The 25401-nt window shown below is 69.5% G+C and carries 22 protein-coding genes; 8 read left to right on the top strand and 14 right to left on the bottom strand.

Annotated elements, in window-relative coordinates; genetic code table 11:
- Positions 1-5 precede the first annotated feature (5 nt).
- From stf0 to ACJEIK_RS01710, 4 genes are all read left to right on the top strand, one after another.
- Complete coding sequence (gene stf0 / locus ACJEIK_RS01725) at positions 6-806, top strand: trehalose 2-sulfotransferase (protein WP_061001055.1); 801 nt, start codon at positions 6-8, stop codon at positions 804-806.
- A complete protein-coding gene (cysD, locus tag ACJEIK_RS01720; RefSeq protein WP_406801669.1) occupies positions 803-1705 on the top strand; it encodes a sulfate adenylyltransferase subunit CysD in 903 nt (300 codons plus the stop codon). The genes stf0 and cysD overlap by 4 nt, the downstream gene beginning before the upstream one ends.
- On the top strand, positions 1705-3564 hold the full coding sequence (gene cysC / locus ACJEIK_RS01715) for an adenylyl-sulfate kinase (RefSeq protein WP_409430929.1): 1860 nt from the start codon (positions 1705-1707) through the stop codon (positions 3562-3564). Before cysD ends, cysC begins: the two co-directional genes overlap by 1 nt.
- A 352-nt stretch (positions 3565-3916) precedes the next feature.
- Positions 3917-4123: a hypothetical protein gene (locus ACJEIK_RS01710; RefSeq protein WP_061001053.1), complete on the top strand. Its 207-nt coding sequence runs from the start codon at positions 3917-3919 to the stop codon at positions 4121-4123.
- 1 nt (position 4124) lies between these two features.
- On the opposite strand, the gene ACJEIK_RS01705 is transcribed toward ACJEIK_RS01710, so the two are convergent.
- Positions 4125-4886: a trans-aconitate 2-methyltransferase gene (locus ACJEIK_RS01705; protein WP_409430928.1), complete on the bottom strand. Its 762-nt coding sequence runs from the start codon at positions 4884-4886 to the stop codon at positions 4125-4127.
- A gap of 51 nt (positions 4887-4937) precedes the next feature.
- On the opposite strand from ACJEIK_RS01705, the gene ACJEIK_RS01700 reads away from it, so the two are divergent.
- Entirely contained in the window at positions 4938-5837 is a 900-nt protein-coding gene (locus ACJEIK_RS01700; RefSeq protein WP_064860582.1) for an amidohydrolase family protein, read from the top strand.
- A gap of 9 nt (positions 5838-5846) precedes the next feature.
- Positions 5847-7082 (top strand): S9 family peptidase, encoded by a 1236-nt coding sequence (locus ACJEIK_RS01695; protein ID WP_064860581.1) that lies wholly within the window; start codon positions 5847-5849, stop codon positions 7080-7082.
- 91 nt (positions 7083-7173) lie between these two features.
- Here ACJEIK_RS01695 and eccE read toward each other — a convergent pair whose 3' ends face one another.
- The 13 genes from eccE to ACJEIK_RS01630 form a co-directional block, all read right to left on the bottom strand.
- Positions 7174-8091: a type VII secretion protein EccE gene (gene eccE / locus ACJEIK_RS01690; protein ID WP_409430927.1), complete on the bottom strand. Its 918-nt coding sequence runs from the start codon at positions 8089-8091 to the stop codon at positions 7174-7176.
- Positions 8088-9467, bottom strand: a complete 1380-nt coding sequence (gene mycP / locus ACJEIK_RS01685) for a type VII secretion-associated serine protease mycosin (RefSeq protein WP_409430926.1) — start codon at positions 9465-9467, stop codon at positions 8088-8090. Before mycP ends, eccE begins: the two co-directional genes overlap by 4 nt.
- Positions 9467-10846 (bottom strand): type VII secretion integral membrane protein EccD, encoded by a 1380-nt coding sequence (gene eccD / locus ACJEIK_RS01680; protein WP_409430925.1) that lies wholly within the window; start codon positions 10844-10846, stop codon positions 9467-9469. Before eccD ends, mycP begins: the two co-directional genes overlap by 1 nt.
- Before the next feature lie 7 nt (positions 10847-10853).
- Positions 10854-11753, bottom strand: a complete 900-nt coding sequence (locus tag ACJEIK_RS01675) for an ESX secretion-associated protein EspG (protein ID WP_064860577.1) — start codon at positions 11751-11753, stop codon at positions 10854-10856.
- Between the two features lie 23 nt (positions 11754-11776).
- Positions 11777-12064: a WXG100 family type VII secretion target gene (locus ACJEIK_RS01670; RefSeq protein ID WP_064860576.1), complete on the bottom strand. Its 288-nt coding sequence runs from the start codon at positions 12062-12064 to the stop codon at positions 11777-11779.
- A 42-nt stretch (positions 12065-12106) separates the two neighbouring features.
- Positions 12107-12400 carry a WXG100 family type VII secretion target gene (locus ACJEIK_RS01665; protein WP_061010344.1) on the bottom strand — a complete coding sequence of 98 codons (294 nt, stop codon included), beginning with the start codon at positions 12398-12400 and terminating at the stop codon, positions 12107-12109.
- Between the two features lie 61 nt (positions 12401-12461).
- Positions 12462-14042 carry a PPE family protein gene (locus tag ACJEIK_RS01660; protein WP_409430924.1) on the bottom strand — a complete coding sequence of 527 codons (1581 nt, stop codon included), beginning with the start codon at positions 14040-14042 and terminating at the stop codon, positions 12462-12464.
- A gap of 1 nt (position 14043) precedes the next feature.
- The gene (locus ACJEIK_RS01655; RefSeq protein ID WP_064860575.1) at positions 14044-14352 is read right to left on the bottom strand and encodes a PE family protein; all 309 of its coding nucleotides are present in this window, start codon (positions 14350-14352) and stop codon (positions 14044-14046) included.
- A complete protein-coding gene (gene eccCa / locus ACJEIK_RS01650; RefSeq protein WP_409430923.1) occupies positions 14352-18341 on the bottom strand; it encodes a type VII secretion protein EccCa in 3990 nt (1329 codons plus the stop codon). The genes ACJEIK_RS01655 and eccCa overlap by 1 nt, the downstream gene beginning before the upstream one ends.
- Positions 18338-19921 carry a type VII secretion protein EccB gene (gene eccB, locus ACJEIK_RS01645; protein ID WP_061010351.1) on the bottom strand — a complete coding sequence of 528 codons (1584 nt, stop codon included), beginning with the start codon at positions 19919-19921 and terminating at the stop codon, positions 18338-18340. Before eccB ends, eccCa begins: the two co-directional genes overlap by 4 nt.
- Positions 19918-21738 carry a type VII secretion AAA-ATPase EccA gene (eccA, locus tag ACJEIK_RS01640; protein WP_409431788.1) on the bottom strand — a complete coding sequence of 607 codons (1821 nt, stop codon included), beginning with the start codon at positions 21736-21738 and terminating at the stop codon, positions 19918-19920. The genes eccB and eccA overlap by 4 nt, the downstream gene beginning before the upstream one ends.
- 347 nt (positions 21739-22085) lie before the next feature.
- Positions 22086-22973, bottom strand: a complete 888-nt coding sequence (locus ACJEIK_RS01635) for a class I SAM-dependent methyltransferase (RefSeq protein ID WP_409430922.1) — start codon at positions 22971-22973, stop codon at positions 22086-22088.
- 46 nt (positions 22974-23019) lie between these two features.
- Complete coding sequence (locus tag ACJEIK_RS01630; RefSeq protein WP_409430921.1) at positions 23020-23898, bottom strand: oxygenase MpaB family protein; 879 nt, start codon at positions 23896-23898, stop codon at positions 23020-23022.
- A 76-nt stretch (positions 23899-23974) separates the two neighbouring features.
- Here ACJEIK_RS01630 and ACJEIK_RS01625 point away from each other — a divergent pair, with 76 nt between their 5' ends.
- On the top strand, positions 23975-24592 hold the full coding sequence (locus tag ACJEIK_RS01625) for a TetR/AcrR family transcriptional regulator (RefSeq protein ID WP_293012237.1): 618 nt from the start codon (positions 23975-23977) through the stop codon (positions 24590-24592).
- Positions 24589-25398, top strand: coding sequence for a helix-turn-helix domain-containing protein (locus ACJEIK_RS01620; protein WP_409430920.1), 810 nt, complete (start codon positions 24589-24591; stop codon positions 25396-25398). The genes ACJEIK_RS01625 and ACJEIK_RS01620 overlap by 4 nt, the downstream gene beginning before the upstream one ends.
- Positions 25399-25401: the final 3 nt, after the last annotated feature.

Below are 25401 nucleotides of genomic sequence, written 5' to 3'. Positions count from 1 at the left end.
GCGCCATGACAGCACGGACGGCCTATCTGGTCCTCGCATCACAGCGCAGCGGCAGCACGCTTCTCGTCGAGTCGCTGCGCGCCACCGGTGTGGCCGGCGAACCCCAGGAGTTCTTCCAGTACCTGCCACACACCAGCATGTCCCCGCAGCCGCGCGAATGGTTCGCCGACACGGAAGACGAATCGATCCTGCGGCTGCTGGACCCGCTGATCGACGGCAGGCCCGAGCTGGCCCCGGCCACCATCTGGCGCGACTACATCCAGACCGCCGGACGCACGCCCAACGGCATCTGGGGCGGCAAGCTCATGTGGAACCAGACCGCGCAGTTGCAGCGCCGGGCCCAGGGCCTGCCGGACCGCTCCGGTGACGGACTGCTGGCCGCCATCCGCGACGTCATCGGCTCCGATCCGGTGCTCATCCACATTCACCGGCCCGACGTGGTGTCACAAGCGGTTTCGTTCTGGCGCGCGGTGCAGACCCGCGTGTGGCGGGGCCGTCCGGACCCGGTGCGCGACGCCCGCGCCGAGTACCACGCCGGCGCCATCGCACACGTCGTGCGGATGCTGCGGGCCCAGGAGGAGGGCTGGCAGAAGTGGTTCCTCGACGAGAACGTCAACCGGATCGAAGTGCCGTATCCGGTGTTGTGGCGCAACCTGACCGAGGTCGTCGGCGATGTGCTCGAGGCGCTCGGTCAGGACCGCAGGTTGGCACCGACGCCGGTGCTGGAGCGTCAGGCCGATCAGCGTTCGGACGAATGGGTGGAGCGCTACCGCGCCGAAGCCGAAAAGGAAGGGCTGCCGGTATGAGTATTCACGTCGACGAGCTCCGGCTGCTCGAAGCCGAAGCCGTGCACATCATCCGCGAGGTCGTGGCCGAGCTGGAGCGCCCGGTCCTGCTGTTCTCCGCGGGCAAGGACTCGATAGTGCTACTTCGGTTGGCCGAGAAGGCTTTCCGGCCCGGACCATTGCCGTTCCCGGTACTGCATGTCGACACCGGCCACAACTTCCCCGAGGTCATCGACTTCCGGGATCGCCGCACCACCGGCGTCGGGCACAAGCTGCTCGTCGGGTCGGTGCAGGAGAGCATCGACACCGGCCGGGTGGCCGACCCGGGTCCGGGGGCGTCGCGCAACAGGCAGCAGACCCGCACCCTGCTCGATGCCTTGGAGGCCGGCGGCTTCGACGCAGCGTTCGGCGGCGCCCGCCGCGACGAGGAACGCGCCCGCGCCAAAGAACGCATCCTGAGCTTCCGCGACGAGTTCGGCCAGTGGGACCCGCGCGCCCAGCGGCCCGAGCCCTGGTCGCTCTACAACGGCCGCATCCGCAAGGGCGAACAGGTGCGCGTGTTCCCGTTGTCCAACTGGACCGAACTGGACATCTGGCGCTACATCGAGCTGGAAAACCTTGAGCTGCCGTCGATTTACTTCGCGCATGAGCGCGAGGTGTTCGAACGCGATGGCATCCTGCTCGCCGTGTCGGAGTACACCCAGCCGGGTCCTGGCGAATCGGCCGCGGTGGAGTGGGTGCGCTACCGCACCGTCGGCGACCTGACCATCACCGGTGCGGTGCGCTCGAAGGCCGTCGACATCGCGAGCGTCATCGCCGAGATCTCCGCTGCCACCGTGTCGGAACGCGGCGAGACCCGCGCCGACGACCGCACGTCGGTGGCGGCGATGGAAGACCGTAAGCGAGAGGGCTACCTCTGATGAGCACCAGGCAACTTCTGCGCATTGCCACCGCGGGCTCAGTCGACGACGGCAAGAGCACCCTGATCGGCCGGCTGCTGCACGACACCGACAGCCTGCCGCTGGACCACCTGGACGCCGTCACCGACGACGACGGGGTGGCCGACCTGGCGGCCCTGTCCGACGGCCTGCGCGCCGAACGCGAACAGGGCATCACCATCGATGTGGCCTACCGCTTCTTCTCCACCGAGTCCCGCAGCTACATCCTGGCCGACACCCCGGGCCATGAGCGCTACACCCGCAACATGTTCACCGGCGCCTCCAACGCGCACGTGGCCATCCTGCTGGTCGACGCCCGCGCCGGTGTGCTGCGCCAGACCCTGCGCCACGCGCGGATCGCAAAGCTGTTGGGTATCAAGCACTTCGTGGCCGCGGTCAACAAGATCGATCTGGTCGACTTCGACCAGGCGCGCTTCGATGCGGTACACGACGAGCTCGGTAAGGTTGCCGCCCGACTGGGTGCGGTGGACCTCACCGTGATCCCGCTCGCGGCCAAGCTCGGCGACAACGTCGTGCACCGTTCGGAGAACACCCCGTGGTACGAGGGGCCGACACTACTGGAGTACCTCGAGGGCATCGAACTCAGTGCGCCGCAACCCGAACCGGCCAAGCTGCGGCTGCCCATCCAGTGGGTGTCCCGACCCACCGCGGAACAGCGCCGCCGCTACACCGGCCGGCTGACCGCGGGCACCCTGCAGGTCGGCGACACCGTGCTGAGCCTGCCTGCGGGTACCAGCTCGACCGTCACCGCCGTGGACACCCTCGACGACGACCGCACCACAGCCGTTGCCCCACTGTCGGTTTCGATCGAGCTGGCCGACGACATCGATGTCGGCCGCGGCGACGTGCTGGTCAGCAGTGCCGAGAACGCGTCGATCCCGGTGCTGGCCCGCGAGCTCGACGCCACGGTGTGCTGGTTCGCCGAGACCCCGCTGCGCGCCGGTGACCGTCTGGCACTCAAGCAGGGCACCCGCACCGTCCGCGCCACGGTGCAGGCGCTGCACACGCGGCTCGATCCCGAGACGCTGGACGACATCGATCAGCCGGTCGAGTTGGTACTCAACGACATCGGCGCCGTCACACTGCGCACCAGCTCGACCGTCATCGCCGACCCGTACCGCGACAACCGGGAGAGCGGCGCCTTCATCCTGATCGACGAGACGTCCAACGACACCGTCGGCGCCGGCACCATCACCGAGCCGCGCGAGGTGAAGCTCGGCACCCACTCGCGCAGCGACATCCGTTGGCACCATTCGTCATTGGACCGGTCCTACCGGTGGGCACGGACCGGGCAGCGGGGCGCGACCATCTGGTTCACCGGGCTGCCGGCGTCGGGTAAGTCGACGCTGGCCGTCGCGGTCGAGCGGGCGCTGGTCGAAAGTGGGCAGGTGGCCTACCTGCTCGACGGCGACAACATCCGGCACGGGCTGTCCGACGACCTGGGGTTCTCCGCGGGAGACCGGGCCGAGAACATCCGCCGGGTGGGCCACCTGGCACGCCTGTTGGCCGACTCGGGTGTGGTGGCACTGGCGTCGCTGGTGTCGCCGCTGAAGTCGGACCGCGACACCGCACGCGAGCTGAGCACCGTCGCCAAGTTGCCGTTCATCGAGGTCTACGTGTCCACCCCGCGCAGCGAGTGCGAGCGCCGCGACCCCAAGGGCCTGTACGCCCGGGCCAAGGCCGGTGAGCTGCGCGGCCTGACCGGCGTGGACGCCCCCTACGAGCCGCCGGAGAACCCCGACCTCGTCGTCGACACCACGGGCGCCGACATCGACAAACTGGTGGCTCAGGTGCTGGGGGCGCTCAACAGCATCCGCTGACCAGGGACCGGAGATATCCCTGGCTTCAGTCGCCGAGAGCTGGCGGCGGTCACGACTGAAGCCAGGCACTTTTTCGGGTCGTCAAAAGTCCCTGAGTGCAGTAACCATCGGCAGACCGCCGACCACATTGCATCCAGGGACTTCTGCGCCTTCCGGGGCTCTCCTGTGATCAGCTCCGGTGCGCGGCGCCCATCACGAGAACGCCCGCGTCCCCCGATTGGGGGACACGGAATTCATCCTGTTGAGGGCCCGGCTGGTGGACAGACACCGCGGGCCTGCTGCGGGACTCTTGAGTCAACACCGGATCACTCCGGACCCGACATCAAAAGCCCACAGCAGCAGGAGAATTCAGATGAGCATCGTCACCCGCTGGGTCAGCTACTTCATCATCGTCGTCGGCCTGACCGTCGCGCCCGGACTGATCGCGATCGGCCTGGCGACGTCCGCCCATGCCGCACCGAACACCGGCTCGAGCGCAGTGCACCAGATCGTCGCGCACCAGAACAGCGCGCCCCAGCCCGGGACCCCGATTCAGCACCAGTACCAGCAGCTCCACTGATTCACGTCTGGGCGACCACGAAAATCCGGCGGAACGGGAAGAACGTCGTCCCGTCGGGCTGGGGTGGATAGGCCTGCGCCAGCAGCGGGATGATCGCCTGGCGGTACCGCTCCCAGGCGTCGTCGGTGAGCCGGGAGCGGACGTCCGTCAGCGCGGTACCGGTGATCCAGTCCAGCACCGGGGTGTCTCCGGTCAACTGGTGCAGATACGTGGTCTCCCAGGCGTCGACGGTGCAGCCGGCGGCGGTCAGCAGCGCGGCGTATCCCGCCGGGTCGTCGACGACGTTGGTCTCGCGGAACCGGATGTCGGCCAGCGCTTCGGCGAACTCCGGATACCGAGCCACCTCCCGCACCGCCTGGTGTGACGGCGAGTCGAAGTTGCCGGGTACCTGGAACGCCAGCCAGGCGCCCTTCGGTAGTTGCGTGACCCACCGGCGCAACAGTTCGCGGTGCTCCGGAACCCATTGCAGCACAGCGTTACTCACCATCACGTCGGTGTCCGGCGCGGGCGACCAGTCGGCGGCGGCGACCACCCGGGCATCGACACCGCGGGCGCGTGCCGCCTCGACCATCTCCGGTGAGTTGTCCACCGCTTCGATGACCGCGTCGGGCCACCGCTCCGACAGCGTGACGGTCAGATTGCCGGGGCCGCAGCCGACGTCCGCCACCCGTCGGGGACTTTGGGCACCGACCCGCGCGAGCAGGTCGTAGAAGGGCCGGCCGCGGTGGTCAGCGAAGGCGAGGTAGGTGTCTGGATTCCACACATCCCCATCCTGCCGCCGGCGCCTGATACGTGCCTGACATTCTGATGGGTGATGGACGAGTCAGTACGCGACCTCTGGCAGTCGCTGGGCCTTCCCGGCCTGATCGATGTGCACACCCATTTCATGCCCAAGAACGTGATGGACAAGGTGTGGAAGTACTTCGACAGCGCCGGGCCGCTGACGGGCCGCACGTGGCCGATCACGTACCGCACCGAGGAGCAGCACCGGCTGGAGACGCTGCGCGGTTTCGGGGTGCTGGCGTTCACCTCGCTGGTCTATCCACACAAGCCCGATATGGCGGCCTGGCTGAACCAGTGGGCCGCGCAGTTCGCCGCCGAGACTCCCGATTGTCTCTCGACCGCGACGTTCTACCCCGAGCCCGGCGCACCTGACTACGTCGCCGACGCCATCGCCGGCGGTACCCGGGTCTTCAAGGCGCACGTGCAGGTCGGGGACTACAGCCCGGCCGACCCGCTGCTCGACGACGTGTGGGGCACCATCGCCGACGCCGGCGTCCCGGTGATCATCCACTGCGGTTCCGGTCCGGCGCCCGGTAGCCATACCGGCCCCGACCACGTCCGCACGGTTCTGGACCGCCACCCGAACCTGAAGCTGATCATCGCGCACCTGGGTATGCCCGAGTACAGCGAATTCCTGGACCTCTGCGAACGATTCGACAGCGTCCACCTGGACACCACCATGGCGTTCACCCCGTTCATCGAGGAGACCATGCCGTTCCCGCCTGCTGAATTGCCGCGCCTGGGTGAGTTCGGTGACCGAATCCTGTTCGGCAGCGATTTCCCCAATATCCCGTACCCGTATGCCGAGTCGCTGAACGTCCTGGCCAAGGTCGCCCCAGACGACGACTGGCTGCGAAAAGTGCTGTACCACAACGCCGCCAGGCTGTTCGATATCGACGATCGGCGGACGGGCGCCGAGAATCGGGGTTAGCATCCGAACGTGAACAGTCCGCACGGCGATGCGTTCAACCCGCCCGTCCCGGTCCCCGACGTGCCGGGTGCGGATGCCACCGCACGCGGACTGCCGCGCCGGGCCGACCTGACCTGGCAACAGAAGCTGATCGTCGACTCCTCAGCGGTGGCTGACCTGGGCCTTCGCACGGCGCTGGCCTCGGTGATCGGCGCCGGCATGATTCCGCGAATGGCGGCATCGGCGGTGCGCAGCCGCGCCGGCGACGACCCCGACGCCCTGCGGTTCTACGCCGAGCTCGCGACCACCAAGGACCCGCAACAGTGCTTCCCTGCACCCAGCCGTCCGCCGCGGGTGTCCACTCGTCCCGCCGGCCAGGTCGCGCAGTGGGTGGCGCGCGGCCGGGTGGAGAACATCTGGTTCCAGAGCAGTTACGACGCCGTGTATCCCGGCCTACGGGACCGTCGAAGTGGCTACACCCGCAACAACGTCGTGCATGCGCAGCACTGGCGGCACGACGACGGTCCGCGCCCCACGCTGTGCGTGATCCACGGGTTCATGGGCTCGCCCTACCTGTTCAACGGCTTGTTCTTCTCGCTGCCGTGGTTCTTCCGGTCCGGGTATGACGTCCTGCTCTACACCCTCCCGTTCCACGGGCCGCGGGCCGAGAAGGGCTCTCCCTACAGCGGCTACGGCTTCTTCATGGACGGCGTCCCCGGCTTCGCCGAGGCCATGGCGCAGGCGGTGCACGACTTCCGTTCCGTGCTCGACCATCTGGAGCACACCGGCGTCGATCGCGTTGCCCTGACCGGGATGTCGCTGGGCGGCTACACGTCGTCGCTGATCGCCTCGGTCGACGACCGCATCCAGGCCGTCATCCCGAACGTTCCGGTGGTGACACCGGACCGCACGGTCGACGAATGGTTCCCGGCCAACCTGCTGGTCAAGCTGAGCAACCGGCTGGCCCACACCGACGAGGACCTGATCGCCACAGCCGGGCTTTACCACTCACCGCTGAACTACAAGCCGCTGGTGCCGAAGGATCGACGGCTGATCATCGCCGGTCTGGGCGACCGCCTGGCGCCGCCGCAGCAGGCCGAAATGCTGTGGGAACACTGGGATCGCTGCGCGTTCCACTGGTTCCCCGGCAATCACATCCTGCACGTCAGCCAGCCCGACTATCTGCGCCGCATGACCAAGTTCATGAGCCCGTTCATGTTCGACAGCAGCGAGCGTCAGGACGGCCGGGTACGCCCCGCCCGCTGACCCTGCGGGCAGGGCCCTCCCTACTCGGCCTTTCAGGCCCTGGTCGCAGACTCAACACCGCCCCCCGTTGACCCTGCGGGTACGGCCCTCCCTACTCGGCCGTCTGCGCCCCAGCCGCAGACTCAACGGCGGTGCCGGCGCCGAGTCCGGACAGCTCCTCGAGCAGCTCCGCGGTCAGCACACCCGGGCGCGTGCCGAGGCCGCCGGCCGACGCCGGGGCCATCGCCGCGAGCAGCGGTCCCTGCCGGCCCGACTCGCGCGCCAGACCCGCGACTGCCGCCGCGGCGGGAGCGTTGGCCGTGCGCACCGCGCAGGCCGCGGAAATGGTTGCGCCAGGGGCGAACTCGAGCACCGTCCACAGTTCGGTTGTCGCCGCCAGCTCGCCCAGGCATTCCGGCAGTCGCTGATCGGCGGGCAACCCGTAGGCGGTCAGGTAGCCGTCGCCGTCGACGACGGCGCGCCACTTCTCGCGCGCGTCGGCCGACATGGGGGCAGCCGCATCCTCGGTAACCATGACGGGGACGCCGGCCTCGCGAAGCTGGTCGGCAAGCCGGCGGGCCACCTTCTCCGCCGTGTCCGCGAGCGGCAGCTCCGACGACCGCGCCTGCAGCGCAGCAAGATTCGACGCAGCCGCCACCGTGACGCTGACCCACGCGCTGCGCGTGCCGTCGAGCCGCCGCTCCGTGACGCGCACCGAGTCACACCGCACGCCGTAGCGGTCCACGTAGGAAGCGACGAGAGGCAGTGCGTCGTAAGGAAATTCGTCGGCTTCCAGCACCACGGTGACCTGACCGGCCGCCGGCCGTGTGGCGCCGCGACGGTTCCGGCGCCACACCGCGAAGCGACGGGACACCATGGTGGTGAAGAACAGTCCGCGCCACCAGGCGAACACCAGCAGCACCACGGCGACCGCGATGCCCAGGATCCACTTCTGCGGCGTCGTGTGCCACGGGTACGTCATGGCCGCCGGGATGATCGCCAGCAATGCCAACGTGATTCGGGCCGTCATCGGGCGCCGTCCTTTCTTCGGTACGCGACCAGGGCGATCAGCGCGGCGATCGCCAGCACTGCCGCACCGGTGAACGCGATGGTCCGGGGCGTGGTGTCCTTGGGCGCCGGTTCGGGCGGCATGGCCACCGCAACGGATTTCGGCGCCGGGGTTGTCGCCGGCAGATCCCACGTCAGGGCCGCAACCGGGTCCACGACGCCGGCACCCACGAGATTCGACGGCGACCGCGCGGCGCCGTGCGCGGTGGCGGTCAGCCGGTGCGTCACGTCGGCCGCGTTCAGTGCGGGAAATCGACTGCGTACCAAGGCGGCAACACCGGCGACGTAGGCCGCGGCGTAGCTGCTGCTGCGCAACGGGAACAGGTCGCCACGCTCGTTGGGCAGTGCGTTGGCCAAACCGTTCGCCCCGGTCGACGCGAGGTTCTCACCTGGTGCCGCGATGCCGACCCAGGGCCCGGGCGTGGTGAAGTCCGACGGTTGTCCGGCGGCGTCGAGCGATCCGACCGACAGCACGTACGGCTGCCACCACGACGGGATGGACACCGACTTCACCCCGGCCCAGTTGCGCGGGTCGGCCGCGTTGCCGGGGTTGTCCAGGGGGTTCGCCTCGCAGGATGGGCCACCGGCGAGGCCGGCCCGATCGTTGCCTGCGGCGGCGACGATCACCGCATCCTTCTCCTGCGCAGCGTATTTCAGTGCCGCGCCCAGTTCGGTCTGGTCGACGGGCCGGTCGGCGGGCAGGCACGTGACCGCCGTGATGGCGATGACCTTGGCGCCCAGGTCGGCGGCATGCACGACGGCGCGGGCCAGCGTCGCGACCGCGATGGTCGCGTGTGCCGCTGCCGGGTCTCCCCCGTTGCCGCGCGGGGCGTAGCGCTCGGACGTCTGACGGATGGCAAGGATGCGGGCACCCGGCGCGACGCCGGAGAACCCGTCGGCGCCCGGCTGACCGGCGATCAGGCCGGCGACCAGGGTGCCGTGGCCGTCGCAATCGGTCAGTCCGTCGGTGTTCTCCACGAAATCACCGCCCGCCTGCACGTTGGGCAACCGCGGACCGGGATGTACGCCGGTGTCGATGACCGCCACCGTCTGTCCGTCGCCGCGGCTGAAGGCCCAGGCGCCCGGCACGTTGAGCAGGGTATGACCCGGACCCGGTGCGCCCGGATCGGTGCCGGGCAGCACGCCGGCGGTGACGCACTGTCCGCGCTGCCCCATCGCCGCGACAGGGCCAACGCTGCCCGACGGCGGCGCCGCATGCTCGTCGACGTGCGGCGGCACGATGGCACCGGCGGCCGGTACCAGTGCCGTCGGCACCACTGCGGCGGTGGCGGCGAAAGCGGCTGTCAGGACGGAGATTCCGCGCCGGATGCGCACCATCACCGGTTGATGACCCAGGCGAACAGACCCACCAGGTAGGCCAGCACCGGGATCAGTGAAGCGTCCAATGCCGTTGCCGCGAAGCCGACGAGGCGACGCATCGGCAGCGAGTAGGTCTGTGGGTCGGCCACCTGGGGATTCAGGGCAGCCACCACACCGACCGTCACGAGCGCAGCGAGCACACCCAGCGACCACCAGGCGTTGGCGTAGTGGCCGCCGCCGGCGAACAGCGTGAGCAGCACGGCCGCAAGCAGATACGGCTGGCTCAGCAGCCACACCTTGCACGGCACCGAGTCCCAGATGCGGGCCCGCAGCGCCGTCGCCAACGCGGCGGCCACGACCACGTACCACGCCCACGGCGACGGGTGCGCCCCCGCCACCAGGACCACCGAACCGGCGGTCAGGGTCAGCACCGCACCGGCGAGGAAGCCGGTCTGGTGCGCGTCGCACACCCGGACTCGGCGCGGCAGATCCGCGAGCACCGACCGCGGCAGGGCCGACGGCGTCGGGTCACCCGGCGCCGGGATGTTCGGCACCGGGAAACGCGCCCACAGCGTCGACAACTGCGCGGCCTGGACCATGACGAGCAGCGCGAAAACGATGAGCACAGCGCCGATCACGGTGTTGTTCAGTTGCCAGAGCGAAGCGGCGCCACCGACGATCACGCCCGCGATGCCGAGCACGGTCGTGGCGGTGAAGGCCGCGATGGCCTGTCCGCCGACGGTGATGCTGACGATCGACCAGGCCGCGACCGCTGCCGCGCCCAGCAGCAAGGTGGCCGGGCCGGACGGGCCGGGGACCGCCAGCGCGAAGGCCGCGCCGACGGGCAGCAGCGCCGCCAGGCTCAGGGCTGTCGCAAGCCGCGGCATGGCGGGCCGGGTCAGCAGGGCCACCGCGACTGTCAGCACCGCCAAACCGACCACGGTGAACAGCCCGGCCGGCTGACCGGTGCGGACCCGCACCAGCGTCGCCAGCACGGTGGCGAGCACCGTCAAGGCCACGACGGCCCACGCCGCGAGACGCCGGATATGCGCATTGCCCCAAGGGTTTTCGCGGGCTGCGGAGAAGATGGCGGCGGCATCGGCGATGTCCTCGACGATGCGCGGCGCCGGCGGACCGGCAGGTACCGGCTGCAACGCCAGCAGGTCACCGTCGACCACACCGACCGTGTCGAGGGTCGCGTCGAGGCTGTACGCCGCACCGCCCAGCGGGGCGAGTGACAGCTCGGCGCCGGAGGCGGCCTCTGGTGCGATGATGCGGCGCACCGCGGGCACGATCTCGCGCAGGGGCAGGCCCGCCGGCAGGGCGACGTCGGTGAGTCGCCCGCGACCACCCTGCTCGTCGCCCGCGGCGAGCACCGCGACCCGCACAATCGGCATCGCAGTACTACCAGACGTGTTGGGGGACATGTTCTTTCCGTTCTCCAGTCGAGGTCTCGAAGTCTCGGGTCAGGTTCGCCGTGGGGAACCAGGGACCGTCGGGCAGTGTCGCGGTCAACCGCTGCACCGCAGCGGTGACGGCGAGGTCGGTGCCCGGGGTGAAGTTTGAAATCCAGGTGCCGTCAGCGGCTTTCACCGGCGCCACGACGACGCGGCCCGCGGCGGTGTCGACGATGCTGACGCCCACGTCGGTGCTGATCCGGTGACCGTCGCGATGATCGCCCGCGACGATCTCCACGTAGCTGCGCCCGGGCGCGAACGCGGCCCGCACGACGGCATGCGCCGAAGGCGGGATGCCGAGGTGGTCCATCACGTCGTCCAGCGAGTCGCCGCGGCGCAGCCGTTCGTCGGCCTTGGCACCGATGTGCGCGGGCATGGCGAATTCGTCGAACCGGGCGGGCGGGCGGCCGGACAAGCCTGCCGTGAGCACCGGCACCAGCGCATCGGGGGACGCGACGGTCAGCGCGGTGCAGGTCATCAGGTGCTCACTGCGCAGGACCGCGACCGTCAGGTCGCCGCTGCGCACGAGAATCCCGCGCAGCATGGCGCCCGATCCGGACACCCATCGCAGTTCCAGCCAGCGCCGGGGCCGGCACACGGCCCGAATCCATTGCGCGACAGCGGGATGCACGGAGCCGTCTGCGGACAGCACCCCCATCCGCGTCAGCGCGGTGACCTGGTCGGCATCGAAGCCGTTCTTGGCGGCGGGGTCGCTGTAGGGCTGCGTGATGGCCAGCACCCACGGAAAGCCCCCGGCGCCCAGACGGTCCGCGAGGAACCAGGCTTGCTCCGCGGTGAGTTCGACCGCGGAGACCGGGACTCCGGCGCGCTCCGTGTCATGCGACACGGAACGCGCCGGAACCGTTGGACCTAAACCCACTTGGCGCCTTCGGCGCTGTCGCGCGCACTCATCGAGAGCGTGTTGGTCTCGTGGGTGCTCGCCATCGCGCGGTAGGCGTGGACGAGTTCTTCCATCGCGGTGTTCCACTGGGCCTGCCACGCCTGGTAGCTGGTTCCGGTGTCACCCTGCCAGGCGCCGGCCAGGGCGGCCTGCTCGCTGGCGATGTCGAGGCCGACGGCGTGCAGGGCACCCGCGTAGGCGGTCATCTCGCCGGAGTGGGCCAGCATCGCCGGGTAGTTGTACATGATCTGGGACATGGGATCTCCTCGCTGCTCGGTGTCTGGGTCGGGGTGCGGCGGCTAGACCGAGGTGTAGGTGCCGGCCGCGGCGGTGTCCTGCGCGACGTAGGTGCCGGCCGCGTCGCCCAGGTTGGCCTGTGCGATGTCCAGCAGGGCGTTGACCTTGGCAGCGACCGCCATGAAGCGGACGTGTGCAGCCTGGAAGGCAGCCGCCGAGTCACCCTGGTGGAAGCCCTGGGCCGACTGCGCGGCCTGCTCGGCCTGGCCGATGGTGCTGCGCATCAGTGCGGCCTTGGCGGAGAAGGTCGACTCGGAAGCGATCAGCTGGGGGATGTGTGCGTCGAGCATGCTCATGGTGATTCCTCTCGGGGTTCGTCCGAATTCTGTTGGTGGTCAAATCTCTTGGTCCGCAGGCTCAGCGGTTGGCACCGCCTTCCGTGTCCCAGCTGCCGGGCAGCATGGGTTCGGTGACACCGCCCTCGAAACCGTTGCCGGTCAGGCGGTTCAGGCCTGTCGCCTGCTGGTCCTGGCGGGTCAGCGTGCCGCTGAACCCGATCGGGCCGGCGCCGCGGGCCGAGGCGAGCACATCGGCGCGTGGCGCTCTGTCCGCGCCGGCGTCGTCCCCGAAGTCCGGATCGACCTCGGAGTTCATGTCCATGTACTCGTCGCGGACACCACGCTCTTTCGCCGCACGACGGCGACGGGCACGCCGCCGCTCGGTCGCGGCCGCTGCGGCTGCCGCCGCGGCAGCGGCAGCGATCCCGGATGCCGGCGCCGGCGCGGTGGCGCCGTCCCGCAGGGTCGGGGTGAAGCCCGGGCCCGGATCGTCGACCGCCACCGCGTACGCCATCAACGGTGCCGGCGCCGCCGGGGCGGGGGCCGCGACCGAAGTCGGTGCGGGCGCAGGCGCGCTTGCCGGGGAGGCCGGGGTGGCCGGCACCGTCGGGGCGACGCTGACGACCGGCATCTGGTGGTCGGCAGCCTGCAACTGCGGCGGCGGCGGAAATGCATCTGCGACTTCGGGATCCGGCACGTAGTCGGGCTCCAGCAGCGCCAGCAGGCCCAGGCTGGACAGACCGACGGCGATCAGTGCCGGCCCCCACAACGGTGCCGACAGCATCGCGCCCCAGGTGCCCCAGCCGACGGGCTGGAAGAACGCCTGATAGCCCAGCGCGAAAAGCAAAGGGCCCCAGGTGGTCAACGCTTGCGAAGGGTTGGTCAGGAAGTCGAAGATCATCTGCTGGATCTGGCCCAGCGGATCCTGCAGGAACTTCCAGATCAGATCGCCACCGGGCAGCGTCTTGATGTAGTTGTACAGATAGTCGGTGATCGCGTTCGAGGCATCCAGCGAGGTACCGGCATCCGCGGCCTGCAGCTGGGCACCGGCCTGCGTCGCGCTCGCCGACGCGGTGCCCGCCTCGCCGACGCCCGCCGCCAGCATCATCGGTGCCGGCGTGGTCGTCGGGGCCGCCGCCACCGCAGCGCCCGACACCGCCTGGTACGTACCCATCACGGTCGCGGCCTGCAGCCACATGCGGGCGTAGTCGGCTTCGTTCAACGCGATCGGAATAGTGTTGATACCGAAGAAATTCGTCGCGACCAGAGCCGCGTTCACGACGTGGTTGAGAGCCAGTTCGGGAAGCGTCGGCATCGCAGCCAGAGCGGTGCTGTAGGCGGCCGCGGCCGTCTCGTGCTGGACCGCGTTGGCCGCACTGTTGGCGCTGGCCTGGGCCAGCCAGGTCAGATACGGCGCGTGGGAGGCGAGGTACTGCTCGGCGCTCGGACCCTCCCACGCCCCCGCCTGGACCTCACCCAACAATGCGGTGAGTTCGGCTGCGGCCGAGGCATATTCGGTGCTCAGCGACTGCCAGGCAGCCGCCGCGGCCAGCAGGGAGCCCGGACCGGGTCCACTGGACAGCAGCGTCGAATGGACTTCGGGCGGCAGCGCCGCCCAGATGGGGGCGGTTGGCAGGCCTATCCCCATGGGGGCGGTCATGTCAGCCCAGGACCGTCACGTACGTGGCGGCGGCTTCGGCGTCGCCCGTCGCGTAGCTGATGCCGGCTTCGGTGACACCGCCACCGGCACGGCCCAGTTCGGTGACGCCCTGTGCCGCGACCGCCTCGTGCTCGGCGCCGTGGGCGCTCAGGCTGATCGCCGTCTGCAGCGAAACCGGGTCCGCGGCAGGCGGGATCACCGCGGTGACCGCGGGCGCGGCCGCGGCGTGGGCGGCGGCGAGCCGAGCGGTGAGCGCCTCGACGGCGGCACCGGCTGCGGTCAGTCCTTCGGGAACGACGCGCAAGGTCATCAGTGGAACTCCCCTCGTTGTGTTCCGGTGGGCCGGCCCGTGATCGGGTCGGCCACCAGCGGATTGATCAACTGGACGTACGTGGCCTCGTCGCTGTCGCCGAGCACCATGGCCCGACCGGCAGGCAGCCGGTTGAACCGGTGGCCGCGGATGCGGCCGCTGTCCTGCGGGTTGCCGGACAGCATGACGGTGGTGGCCTGCAGCTCGTTGAGCCTGCGCAGCAACGGAGCCGTCATCACCGCATGGGCGGAGCCGGCGGCCCGGGCGGTGACGATCACGCGCAGACCCAGCTCGGACGCCTGGGACAGCAGCCCCAGCAGTGCCGTCCAGGGCCGCTGGCCGACGAACGGACCACTGACCGCCGGGGCGTCCGGGATCTGGTCGACGTCGTCGATGATCAGGTAGTGCAGGTGGTTGCCCTGACCGTTCCGGTAGGTCCACCCGCTGAGTTCGGCGGCCGTCAGACCAGCTGGGGGCCTGCGCTTTTCGAGCAGTGCCGCCAGACCGAGCATCGCCGGGGTGACCCTGTCGACGTTGGGCGTGTACTCGTTGTCCGGGAACAACGGCTCGTCCACCAGGTGCAGCCTGCGGTCGATCACGGTGAACGCCACCGACTCCGGCGTCGAGTTGTCCCGCACCGTGCGGATCAGGTGCCGCAGCAACGTGGTCTTGCCGGACTTGGCATCGCCCAGCACCATCAGCAGCGGGTTGGCCGCGAAGTCGACCGTGACCGGTGCCAGGTCCTGCTCGCGCTGACCGATGACGACCGTCTCGGGGCTGTGATACAGGGGCGCAAGGGTTTCCGGGGCCAGGTCCGTCGGCAGCAGGCGCACGGGCGGCGCCGTCTGCCCGGGGTACCGGGCGTTGATGGCGGCGATCGCACCGAGATCCGGTTCGGCGAACAGGAAGTGCTCGGCTGCCATGGTCAGGCCGCGGCCCGGCTGGTCGGCGGGGACGCCATCGGCGGGGCGAGTCAGTGCCGTCACGCCCGGGGTTCCCGTGGACCGCACATTGCTGTCGCGCGAGTCGGCCAGCTTGAGCTCGAGCCGCAGACCCAGGCCATCGCGCATCGCCAGCGGCACCTCGAGCCAGTTCGGCGTCGTGATGACCACGTGGATGCCGTAGGCCATACCGGTGTTGACCAGTTCGGTCACCTTGGACAGCAACGGGTTACGGGTGTTGAACATGTCGGTGTTGTCCCGGCTGAACGCATACAGGTTGTCGATCACCAGGAACACGTCGCCGTAGCCGTCGTCGCGCAGATCGCCGTCACCGGCGGCGGCGCGGGCCTGGCGGGACGCCAGCAGCTGCTCCAGTTCACCGAAGGTGCGACGGATGCGCTCGGGCTCCAGCGGCGAGGCGACACTGCCGACATGGGCCAGCGGCTTGAGCGAGCGCAGCCCGCCGCCGCCGTAGTCGAGGCAGTAGAACGTGACCGCACGCGGCGAGTGCGTCGCGGCCGCCGACAGGACGAACGTCTGCAGTGCAGTCGATTTCCCGGACTTCGGTCCACCGTGGATGACGAGGTTGGCCGCCGCCGACGTGGCGTCGAAGACCAGCGGATCGCGGCGCATCTGGAACGGCCGGTCGATCTCGCCCAGCGGCCACCGGCCGTGGCCGGCGGGAATCTCGGTGCCGGCCAACAGCTCCGGCAGCGCGATCGGCTCGTCCAGCGGGGCCAGCCAGAGGCGCGGTGCCTGCGGGCCGTACTGCGCCAGCTGCTCGCCGATGGTGGCGACAAGCTTACGGGGCGGACGCAGATCCGGCGCCGTATCGGTGACGATCACGGTGTCGGGAGCCGGGGTGACGTGGCCCGCCGGAAACAGCTGTGGCTGCGGAACCGCATGCACGACAACCGCTTTCTCGGTGCGTGGCGGGTCATAGATGCCGTCCACGTAGGTGCTGCGGAACTTGACCGGCACCGCGCCCGGCGTGGGGACCAGGAAGCCCTCGCCCTTGTGCTCCGGACCGGCCTCGATGTGGTACGCGTCCTCGACGCCGATGATCTGCCGGCTGATCGACGGGCTCGCGACCTTCAGACCGATGCGGTAGGAGGTGTTTTTGTCGATGTCCTTGATCCGGCCCACGTCCAGCGTCTGCGATGCGAACAGGATGTGGATGCGGAACGAACGGCCCTTACGGGCAACGTAATCGAACAGCTCGGCATACTCGGGATGGTCGGCGAGCATGAGGGAGAACTCGTCGGCGACCACCAGCAGCGTCGGGATCGGCGGCAGGTCGTGCCCGGCAGCCTGCGCCGCCTCGTACTCGAGGACCGAGTTGAAGGCGCTGCCCTGCACGCGGCGGCCGGCCTCCATCAGCAGCTGCTCACGCCGGGCCACCTCACCGCGGAGGGTGTCCGCGAACCGGTCAGCCAGCGAGCGCTTCTCTGCCATGTTCGAGATGACGGCGACGACCTGCGGGAAGTCCCGGAAGATGTCGGCGCCGGCCTCGCCCTTGAAGTCGGCGTAGATGACGATGAGGCGCTCGGCCGAGTGAGTCGTCAACAGCGACAACAGGATCGACATCAGGGTCTGCGACTTGCCTGAGCCCGTCATACCGATCATCAGGCCGTGCGGGCCCATGCCGCCTTCGGCCTCGTCCTTCAGGTCGAACATCAGCGGCTCACCGGTGGCGGTGACACCGATGGGCACCCGGAGCTCTTCGGCGCGCGAGCGCGGCGCCCACAGACCGGCGACGTCCAGCGCGGCCGCATCCGGGATGCCCAGCAGGGTGCCGAAGGTGGCCAGTCCGGCACCGGTGCTCCGGGCCCGGTTCGGGTTGGAGTCCCAGCGCGCGAGACCGCGGGCCAGGTGTGCCGCGGCATGCGGCGAGAAGTCATCGGCGACATCGAAATACGGCTGCCAGCCGGCCGCCGCCCACCGCTCGATACGGCCGTTGGCCACGCGCAGCACGGGGCGGTCGGGGTCCGGGTACTCCGGCTGTTCCGTGCCGCGCTGCAGCACCGTGACACCGGCCAGGCCGGCCCGCGGCAGCAGCTCACCGAGGTCGGCGTCCGGGTCGTCCACGACGATCAGCAGGTGCCGCAGCGGTGTGGTGTCCGCGGCGCCGAACGGCTGCCGGTCACTGAGTTCACCGGCCAGCAGGGTGGCGAGCTCGGCGACGCCGGCGGCGAGGTAGCGCGCCGGGCCGACACCGTCGATCTGGCCCGGAATATCGCTGTGCGGCAGCCACTTCAGCCACGACCACGACTCCGATTCCAGCGCCTCGGCGTCCGCCGCGGCCAGGCCGACCCCGAGCAGGGCCGGGTCGTGCCACGTCACCGCTTGCGCGATCCAGGCCCGCAGCGCGCCCCGCACCTCATCGGCATCGCCGAGCACGGTGATGCGCGAGACCTTGGCCAGGTCGATGCCGCCGGGCACCGCGGGCACCGTCCGCTGCACATCGAGCAGTCCGCGTAATGCGCTGTGCGACACCGGCTCCAGATCGATCTCGGCCGCGGTGTCCTTGACCTGCAGCACCGTCTCCAGGCGGGCGTCGTGCAAGCCTGCACGCACCACCAGGTAGTCGGCGTCGTGCGGGTCGCGCTCCCACTGGCGGCGGGTACCCGCGATGGCGGCCAGCTGGTCGGGCGCGGGGTGGGACCACTCGCGCGCGGCACGCTGCTCGGCAGCCTGGGCGCGCACGTTGTCCCGAACCACCGACAGGTAGCGCAGGTAGTCGGCGCGCTCGGCGTCGACCTCCTCGGTCCGGGTCTTGTTGTCCGAGCCGCGGTAGAACGCGGTGGCGGCCAACAGGAGCACGAACGGGAAGAACAGCGTCTGCGGCGAGATGACGCGCATGCCGGTGGCCACCAGGGCCACGACCATGCCGACGATCAGGATGACGATGAGGTAGGGCAGCACCCGGCGCAGCAACGACGGCGGCACCAGCCGCGGCAGCTCCGGCGGCGGCTCGATGGTGATGACGCTCGCACGGGTTGCCGGGACGGGCAGCCGGCGCCGCGCTTCGAAGATCAGACGGCTCACGGGTTCTCCCTCACGGCGATTTCGACTGCCGGGCTCGTCCGGGTGGGCACGAGCGCCGGGATCTGCAACGCGTCACTCCGCGACAACGTCGGGCCGGGCGCGAACTGGCTGAGGATCGACCACGGCACCGGCAGCGGTGCTGCGGTGAGTCCCAGCGCGGCAGGGGTTTTCCGGTTGGCATTGCTGGCATCGCCTTCGGTGGAGATGCCGTAGCGGACGCCGGTGTCGCTGATCCAGTAGCCGGACAGCGCCGGGGTACCGCCCTGGCCGGTGGCCTGGACGTAGTACCCGATGCCCGGGGTCACCGCGACGCGCTGCGCGGTGCCGGCCGGTCCGGCCAGGGCCACGGTGTGCTCGTCGGCGGGCAGCGGCAGCGTGGCTCCCGCCAGTAGGGTGAGCGAATTGGTCGTGGCGCCATCGTGTTTGGTCCAGCGAGCACACGTCAGCGGCGCCTTGGTGGCATCGACGACGGCCAGCGGGCGCTCCGGGTATGCCGCGGTGTTGATCGCCGTGGAGACCGGGATGCGGGCGACCTGGTCGGCCGACAGGCGCGGTGGCTGCTCCAGACCGTACGAGTCGGTGTTGCGCAGGATCGCCGCGACAACCTGTGAAATCGGTTGCAGGCCATCATCGAGCACCGCGTAGTAGCGCACGGCGTTATCGGTGGCGGCCTCCGTGGTGACCGCGGTGACCACGGCGCCGACAGGGGCCGCGACCGGCATGGGGTACGGCGTGGGCTGGCCCGCGTTGACGATCGGCGGCGCGGCCAGCGGGGCCGACTCCGGGATCGCGTTGAACAGGCCGTCGGCGACTGCGCGGGGCGTGGGCAGGGCAGTTCCGTTGGCGCCCAAGCCGAGTGCGGCCGTCACCGCCCGGTTGTTCAGGTCGACGGCGCTGCGCCTGCCGTCCCACAGCAGCCAGCTGCCCCCGTTGACACCGGCCGAGCCGACGCCATCGTTGCGCACCAGCACCGCGTCGTGGGGACCGAGCGCGCCCGCGCGGGAGCCGCCTTCGGTCAGCGGACCGGTGATCACGGTGACACCGACGACCTCGCCGGTGGCCGCGTCGCACACGGTCCAGTCGGCATCACGAGAGGTGTTGGGCACCATACGTTCCGGGGCACCAGGGATGCCGATGAGACTGCCGCGCGCGAACTTGTCCAGCTCCGCGCTCGGGACCATGGTGGGGTTGTCCGGGCGCCCGGCGATGAGCCGGGCCGAGGTCAGATTCAGGACGGGGTGCAGTTGGTCGCCCACCCGGGCGTACAGCGCGGACGTCTCCCGGTCGGCCAGGATCACGTCGTTACCCGCGACGCCGGCGGGCCGGATCAGGGAGAAGACGAAGCAGCCCGCCAGCGCGGTGACGAGCACCAGGCCACCGACCAGAACGGAGCGGCTCTGGGTTCGCAACGGGTCGACCAGCATCCGGGTGTCGTGCATGGCCACACCAGATGCGATGCGCCGCATGAGGAATCGCCAACCCGACACCTGGTGCCGCGTGACGAATCCGCGGCGGTAGTGGATCTGATCCGGGTTCTCGTTGACCGGGGTACGCGAACTGAAGCTCTTACGGTCGGTCACTGGGGCACCACCAGTCCGAGGCCCCGCAGCAGCGGCGCGGCCGAGTTGCTGACGTCACTCGCGGTGATCGTCATGAGTTCATCGTCGGTGAAGTCGTGCGCGGCAAGGTGATCCAGCCGGTACTCACGTTCTTCTTCGGAGCGCTCCACGAGGTTGCGGACGAAGCGGCCGTTACCCGCGATGTCCAGGCTGCGGCGCGCGACACCCGCCGCGTCGGGCGTCGTCGCCGTCGCGAGGTGGCCGAACAGCTGCTCCATCTCCTGCTGCGCCGCGGGTTCGAAGACGCTGTCGCGCTTTTCGGCCATGCGCATGGCGATCTCGGTGAGTTCGGTCGCCGAGTAGGACGGGAAGTCGATGCTGCGGGTGAACCGCGAGCGCAAACCTTCGTTGGTGTCCAGGAACATGTCCAGGTCTTTGCGGTAGCCGGCGATGATCACGACCAGACGGCTGCGGTCGTTCTCCATGCGGGCCAGCAGAGTGTCGATGGCGACCAGACCGAAGTCGTTCTTGGCGCCGGTGGACACCAGCGCGTAGGCCTCGTCGAGGAACAGCACGCCGTCGAGCGCGCTGTCGATGATCGCGTTGGTCTTGGCTTCGGTTTCACCGATGTGCTGGCCGATCAGGTCGGCACGATGCACCTCGCGCACCGTCTCTTTGCGCAGCAGGCCGAGGCCGCAGTAGATCTTGGCGACGACGCGGGCGATGGTCGTCTTACCCGTTCCGGGAGGTCCGGCGAAGACCAGGTGATTGGTGCGCTGGGCCACGGCCAGGCCGCGCTCCTGGCGCCGAATCGACATGGCCACAGAGCTTTTCAGCCGGGCCACCTGGTACTTGACCTCTTCCAGGCCGATGAACTCGGCCAGCTCGGCCTCCGCTTCGACGAGCAGATGGGCCTTGCGCGACTTGGCATCCGGGTCGAAGAAGTCGGCCTCGGTCGGCTCGGTCTCGGGATCCCAGGGGTTGTGCCGGGCCTCGATCCGGGCCGCGGTCGTCGGATCGATACCGAAGCTGGTGTCGGTCAACGCATGCTCGGCGGCGGTGTTGTCGGGGTGGGCGGCGTACAGCTCGGCCAGCACGTCGGTGGCTTCGTCGTCCTCGCCCTGCGCCCGCAGCGACAACGCCTTGACGAACGTGCCGTCCACGGCGGCGACCGCGACCGGTCCCTCGGGGTCCTCGAGGTGCGACAGCGCCGGCGCGAACATCCCCAGGTGTGCCAGGGCGATACCCAGCGCGACCCGCGCGGCGTGCGCGTAGTTCGGATCCAGGTTGGGGTCGTTGACGATCGGGGTCAGCTGCCGGACCACGTCGGACCAACGGCGGGTGCGGTGGTGCATGGCCACTCGCACCCAGCGCGCCGGCAGCCAGCCCGGCTTGCGGTCGAGCAGCTCGCCCACCAGCTGATCGGCCTCTTCGTACGCCCCGGCGCCGGCGAGTGTTGCGGCGTAAGCGAGTTGGAAGCCGTCCCGGTCGGCGGCGCGGAACTGCAGGTACAGACCACTGTCGTAGGTGAAGCCCAGGTCGCCGTCGGCGAGTTCGAGCGCCCGCTGCAACACGCCGGCCGAAGCCACCGTCCGCCAGATCGCCTCCACCACGTCGGGCGTTGTCGCACCAGCGGCGGCCAACCCGGTCCAGGCGTCGCAGTGCTCGCCGGCGATGCGCGTCAACGTCAGGAAGCCACCCAGGGCCGCGTCGAGGTCAGCCGGGCGACGGCGACCGTCGACGCTCAGGCCGAGCGCCAGGCAGCCGGTGGCGAACCGGGTCAGCACATCACGGTCGACCCGCGATACCCGCTGCGCCGCATCGACATCGGCGACCACTGTGTTACTGCCCGCGGTGCTCGGTCGCACGTGGGTCCTTTCCGTCGTCGACACGCCAGAGGACGAACCACCGCTCATCTGGCGGCCGTCCTAAGAAGGAGTCGGCATCCGGAACGGGTTGGTTCCCGACGGGCCGAGGAACGGGCACTGTGCCGCCGCGCGGGCGCGCCTTGCTGGAAGTGCGCCGCGGCGGATACCGCAAATGTGTCAGTGCCCATGTTGATGTTCGCGGGATATTAGAGTCCCCGCATATCTCCTTAAGTATGCCTAAGCTAACCCCTGCGAAGTTAGCATTGCATAACTTAAGTTGTCGAGACGCACCCCTCCGTCGGAGCAGGTGACGACGCTCACTCCTTAACGGCAGTGACCAGGGTGTTCGATGCGATCATGGTCGCCGCTTCCGGATTCGTCGGCACCGGACGGCCCACCGACCGGAAGTAGTCGGCCAGCCCTGTGGCCTCCGCGCTCCAGCCGCGCGCGCCGAACCAGTCCGCCGCGGGGGCGATCTGCTCGTTGTAGATCAGCTTGAAGAAGCCTTCCGCCATGTCATCCCCGGCGGCACGCTTGGCCGCGAACACCTCAGCCGGCACGGGCTTGCCCTCTTCGACCGCCACCCAGCTGCCGGGTGCCGCCAGGGCATCGATACCGGTGAACAAGTCGTCCTGTGCCGTCGCGGGCAGATAGATCAGCAGCCCCTCGGCGATCCACGCCGACGGGCGGGCGGGATCGAAACCGGCAGCCGTGAGTGCCGTCCGCCAGTCATCGCGCAGGTCGACGGCGATCTCCCGGCGCTGGACCTTCGGTTCGGCTTCGTTGCCGGCCAACACTTCCCGCTTGAACTCGAGTACCTGCGGTTGATCGAGCTCGTAGATGACGGTGCCGTCGGGCCAGTCCAGGCGGTAGGCGCGCGAGTCGAGCCCTGCGGCCAGCACCACGATCTGGCGCACGCCGGCCGCCGCGGCGCGCTGGAAGTAGGTGTCGAAGTACTTGGTCCGCGACGCCTGAAAGTTGATGAACGGTTCGCCGAATTCGGGCGTCGCCAACGGATGTTCCGGCGCCTCACCGTCCAACACGTCGGCCCAGACGCCACCGACGGCGCGGGTGAACACCTCGGCATATTGGTCCACGGCAAGCGGATTGGGCTTCGCCGCTTCCAATGCTCGCGCCGCGGCAACCATCACCGCAGTCGATCCAACACTCGTATTGATGTCCCAGCTGTCATTGTCGGTCCGCACCCGCGCGAGGGTACGCCGACAACGTGGACGCCGACTGGGACGAGACTCAGACCAGCGGACGCCCCGTGCGGATGCGCCAGTTCAGATCCATGAGCATCCAGTTGAAGGGGAACCGCCGCAGCGGCCCGGGCAGCACGCGGTTGACCGCCTTGACGAGTTTCATCAGCGAGTTGAAGCGCTTCTGCCGCTTGGCATCCCACGGCAGCTGCATCTCGTCGCGGAAGCGCTGCGGCAGGAAACCCGTCGTGATCAGCAGCGCAAGCGCCTCGGACCGGCGTTGCAGCAGGCCAGGGAGCTGCAGCCCCTTCAACCGCGCCGCCGCAATCGGAAACAGGTACTCGCGCACCGTGTCGTCGATGTGCACCTGGTCCAGCGACTCTTGCCAGTACTTGTCGAAGGCGGCGCGGTCGGCCGGCCACATCTCGGGCGTCACCTGCAATGTGGTGCCCATCGTCATGCCCTGCCGGTAGAACTCCTCGGCAGTCTCGTCGTCCAGCTCGCCGACCACCAGGCGGTACACGTCGAGTGCGCCTTTGAACAGACAGGCGGCAACCCAGAGCTGCAGGTTCTTGTCCATGGCGCTGTACTTCACCGGGCTGTCCGCGGTGGAGTACACCTGCCGGTGCGCCGTGTTCACCGCGCTGCGGTACGCCGCCTTCTGTTCGTCGGAGCCGAGGATCGCGACCGCGAGGTACGTGAATGTGGTCCGGGCGCGCTTGATCGGGTGCAGGTCGGTCCGGCCACCTTCCACCCGGCTCTCGACGACGCCGTAGCCGACGCCCGGCCGGGCCAGCTGCATGATCACGTTGGCCGGGCCCGCCAGCAGTGCCGCACCGATCAGCCCGTCGGCGTACTGGACGTCGCGCCGCACCCGGCGGCCGGGCGCGCAGGCGTTGACCGGCATCTCGACGAGATCGACCGTCATTGGTCCTCCTAGCAAAAGTGAGAACGATTGATTCCTGATATTGCCCGGGGCGCGGTGCAGGTGTCAAGATGGCGGGGTGCCTCAGGTACGCCCGTACCGCGGGATCGACGCGGCAGAACGCCTGGCCCAACGACGGGCCCGGCTGATCGACGCCGGACTGGAGATATTGGGAGCCGCGCCGCCGGCACCGGAACTCACGGTGCGGACCATCTGCGGCGGAGCCGGCGTGGCGATGCGCTACTTCTACGAAAGCTTCTCCGACAAGGACGTTTTCGTCGAGGCGGTGTTCGACCACGTGATAGCCGACCTCGCCACCACGACGCAGGCCGCGGTCGCTGCCGCGCCGCTCGACGAGCAGAGCCGCGCCGGTATGGCCAACATCGTGCACGCCATCGCCGACGACCCCAGGGTCGGGCGGCTGCTGTTCAGCGCCCAACTGTCCAACGAAGTGGTGGCACGCAAGCGCAACGAATCGACCGTCTTCTTCGCCATGCTGCTCGGCCAGCATGCAGGCGATGCCCTGCAGTTGCCCGCCGGCGACCGTCGCCGGGCCAGCACCCATTTCGCGGTGGGCGGCGTCGGACAGACGCTGAGCGCCTGGCTGTCGGGCGAAATCACCTTCACCCCAGACGAATTGATCGATCATCTGGCGTTGTTGCTGGACACGCTCGGCAAGCGGGCCGTCCGCCGGTGAACGGACCCCGGCTGCGCCGGCCCCGGTCGCCGCTGCACCAGCACATCGACTTCTTCGGCTACTGGGCGCACGGTGGCGTGGCCACCGATCGGAGCCGAGCACTGCCGCGCGGAGCCGCAACCGTGGTGATCGACGTGGGCGGCCGGGATCGCGTCGACTTCTTCTCCGCCGACGGCGCCACCCGGATGCCGGTGGAGCCGGCATTCCTCACCGGACCGGGCACGCTGTCGTACGTCACCCGGATCGATCCGGGCGAAGCGGTGCTCACCATTCATTTCCGGCCCGGCGGCGCACTGCCCTTCTTCGGAATTCCGTTGGCGGACTTGGAGAATTCCTGCGTCAACCTGACCGATCTCTGGGGCGCCGACGCCGCCCTGCTGCGCGAGCAACTGATCGGGACACCAGACTGGCCGCGACGCATCGAGATCGTGCAGGACTTCCTCCTCGCCCGGTTGCGGCCGATTTCCCACACCCTCATGCCGGTTCTGCACACCGCCGAACACCAACCGTCACTCCGGGTTTCCGAGGCCGTCGAGCTGACGGGCCTGTCCCCCAAGCGCTTGATCGCGACGTTCCGCAACGAGATCGGACTCACCCCGAAGGCCTATCTGCGCGTGCGGCGGCTCCAGGCGGCTCTGCGCCTGCTCGATGCCGGCAGCCGCGACGGCGCCGACGTCGCGGCCACTCTCGGGTACTTCGATCAACCGCACTTCGTGCGCGAGTTCCGCGGCTTCACCTCGGTCACGCCGACCCAATATGCCCAGCGGCGCAGCGCGCTGCCCAGCCATGTGGGGCTGCCGGGGTAATCA

This window comes from Mycobacterium sp. SMC-16 (assembly GCF_046250085.1).
Classification (GTDB): Bacteria; Actinomycetota; Actinomycetes; order Mycobacteriales; family Mycobacteriaceae; genus Mycobacterium; species Mycobacterium phocaicum.
The sequence above is the reverse complement of the archived record's forward strand: the minus strand, read 5'-3'. Positions and strand labels throughout refer to the sequence as shown.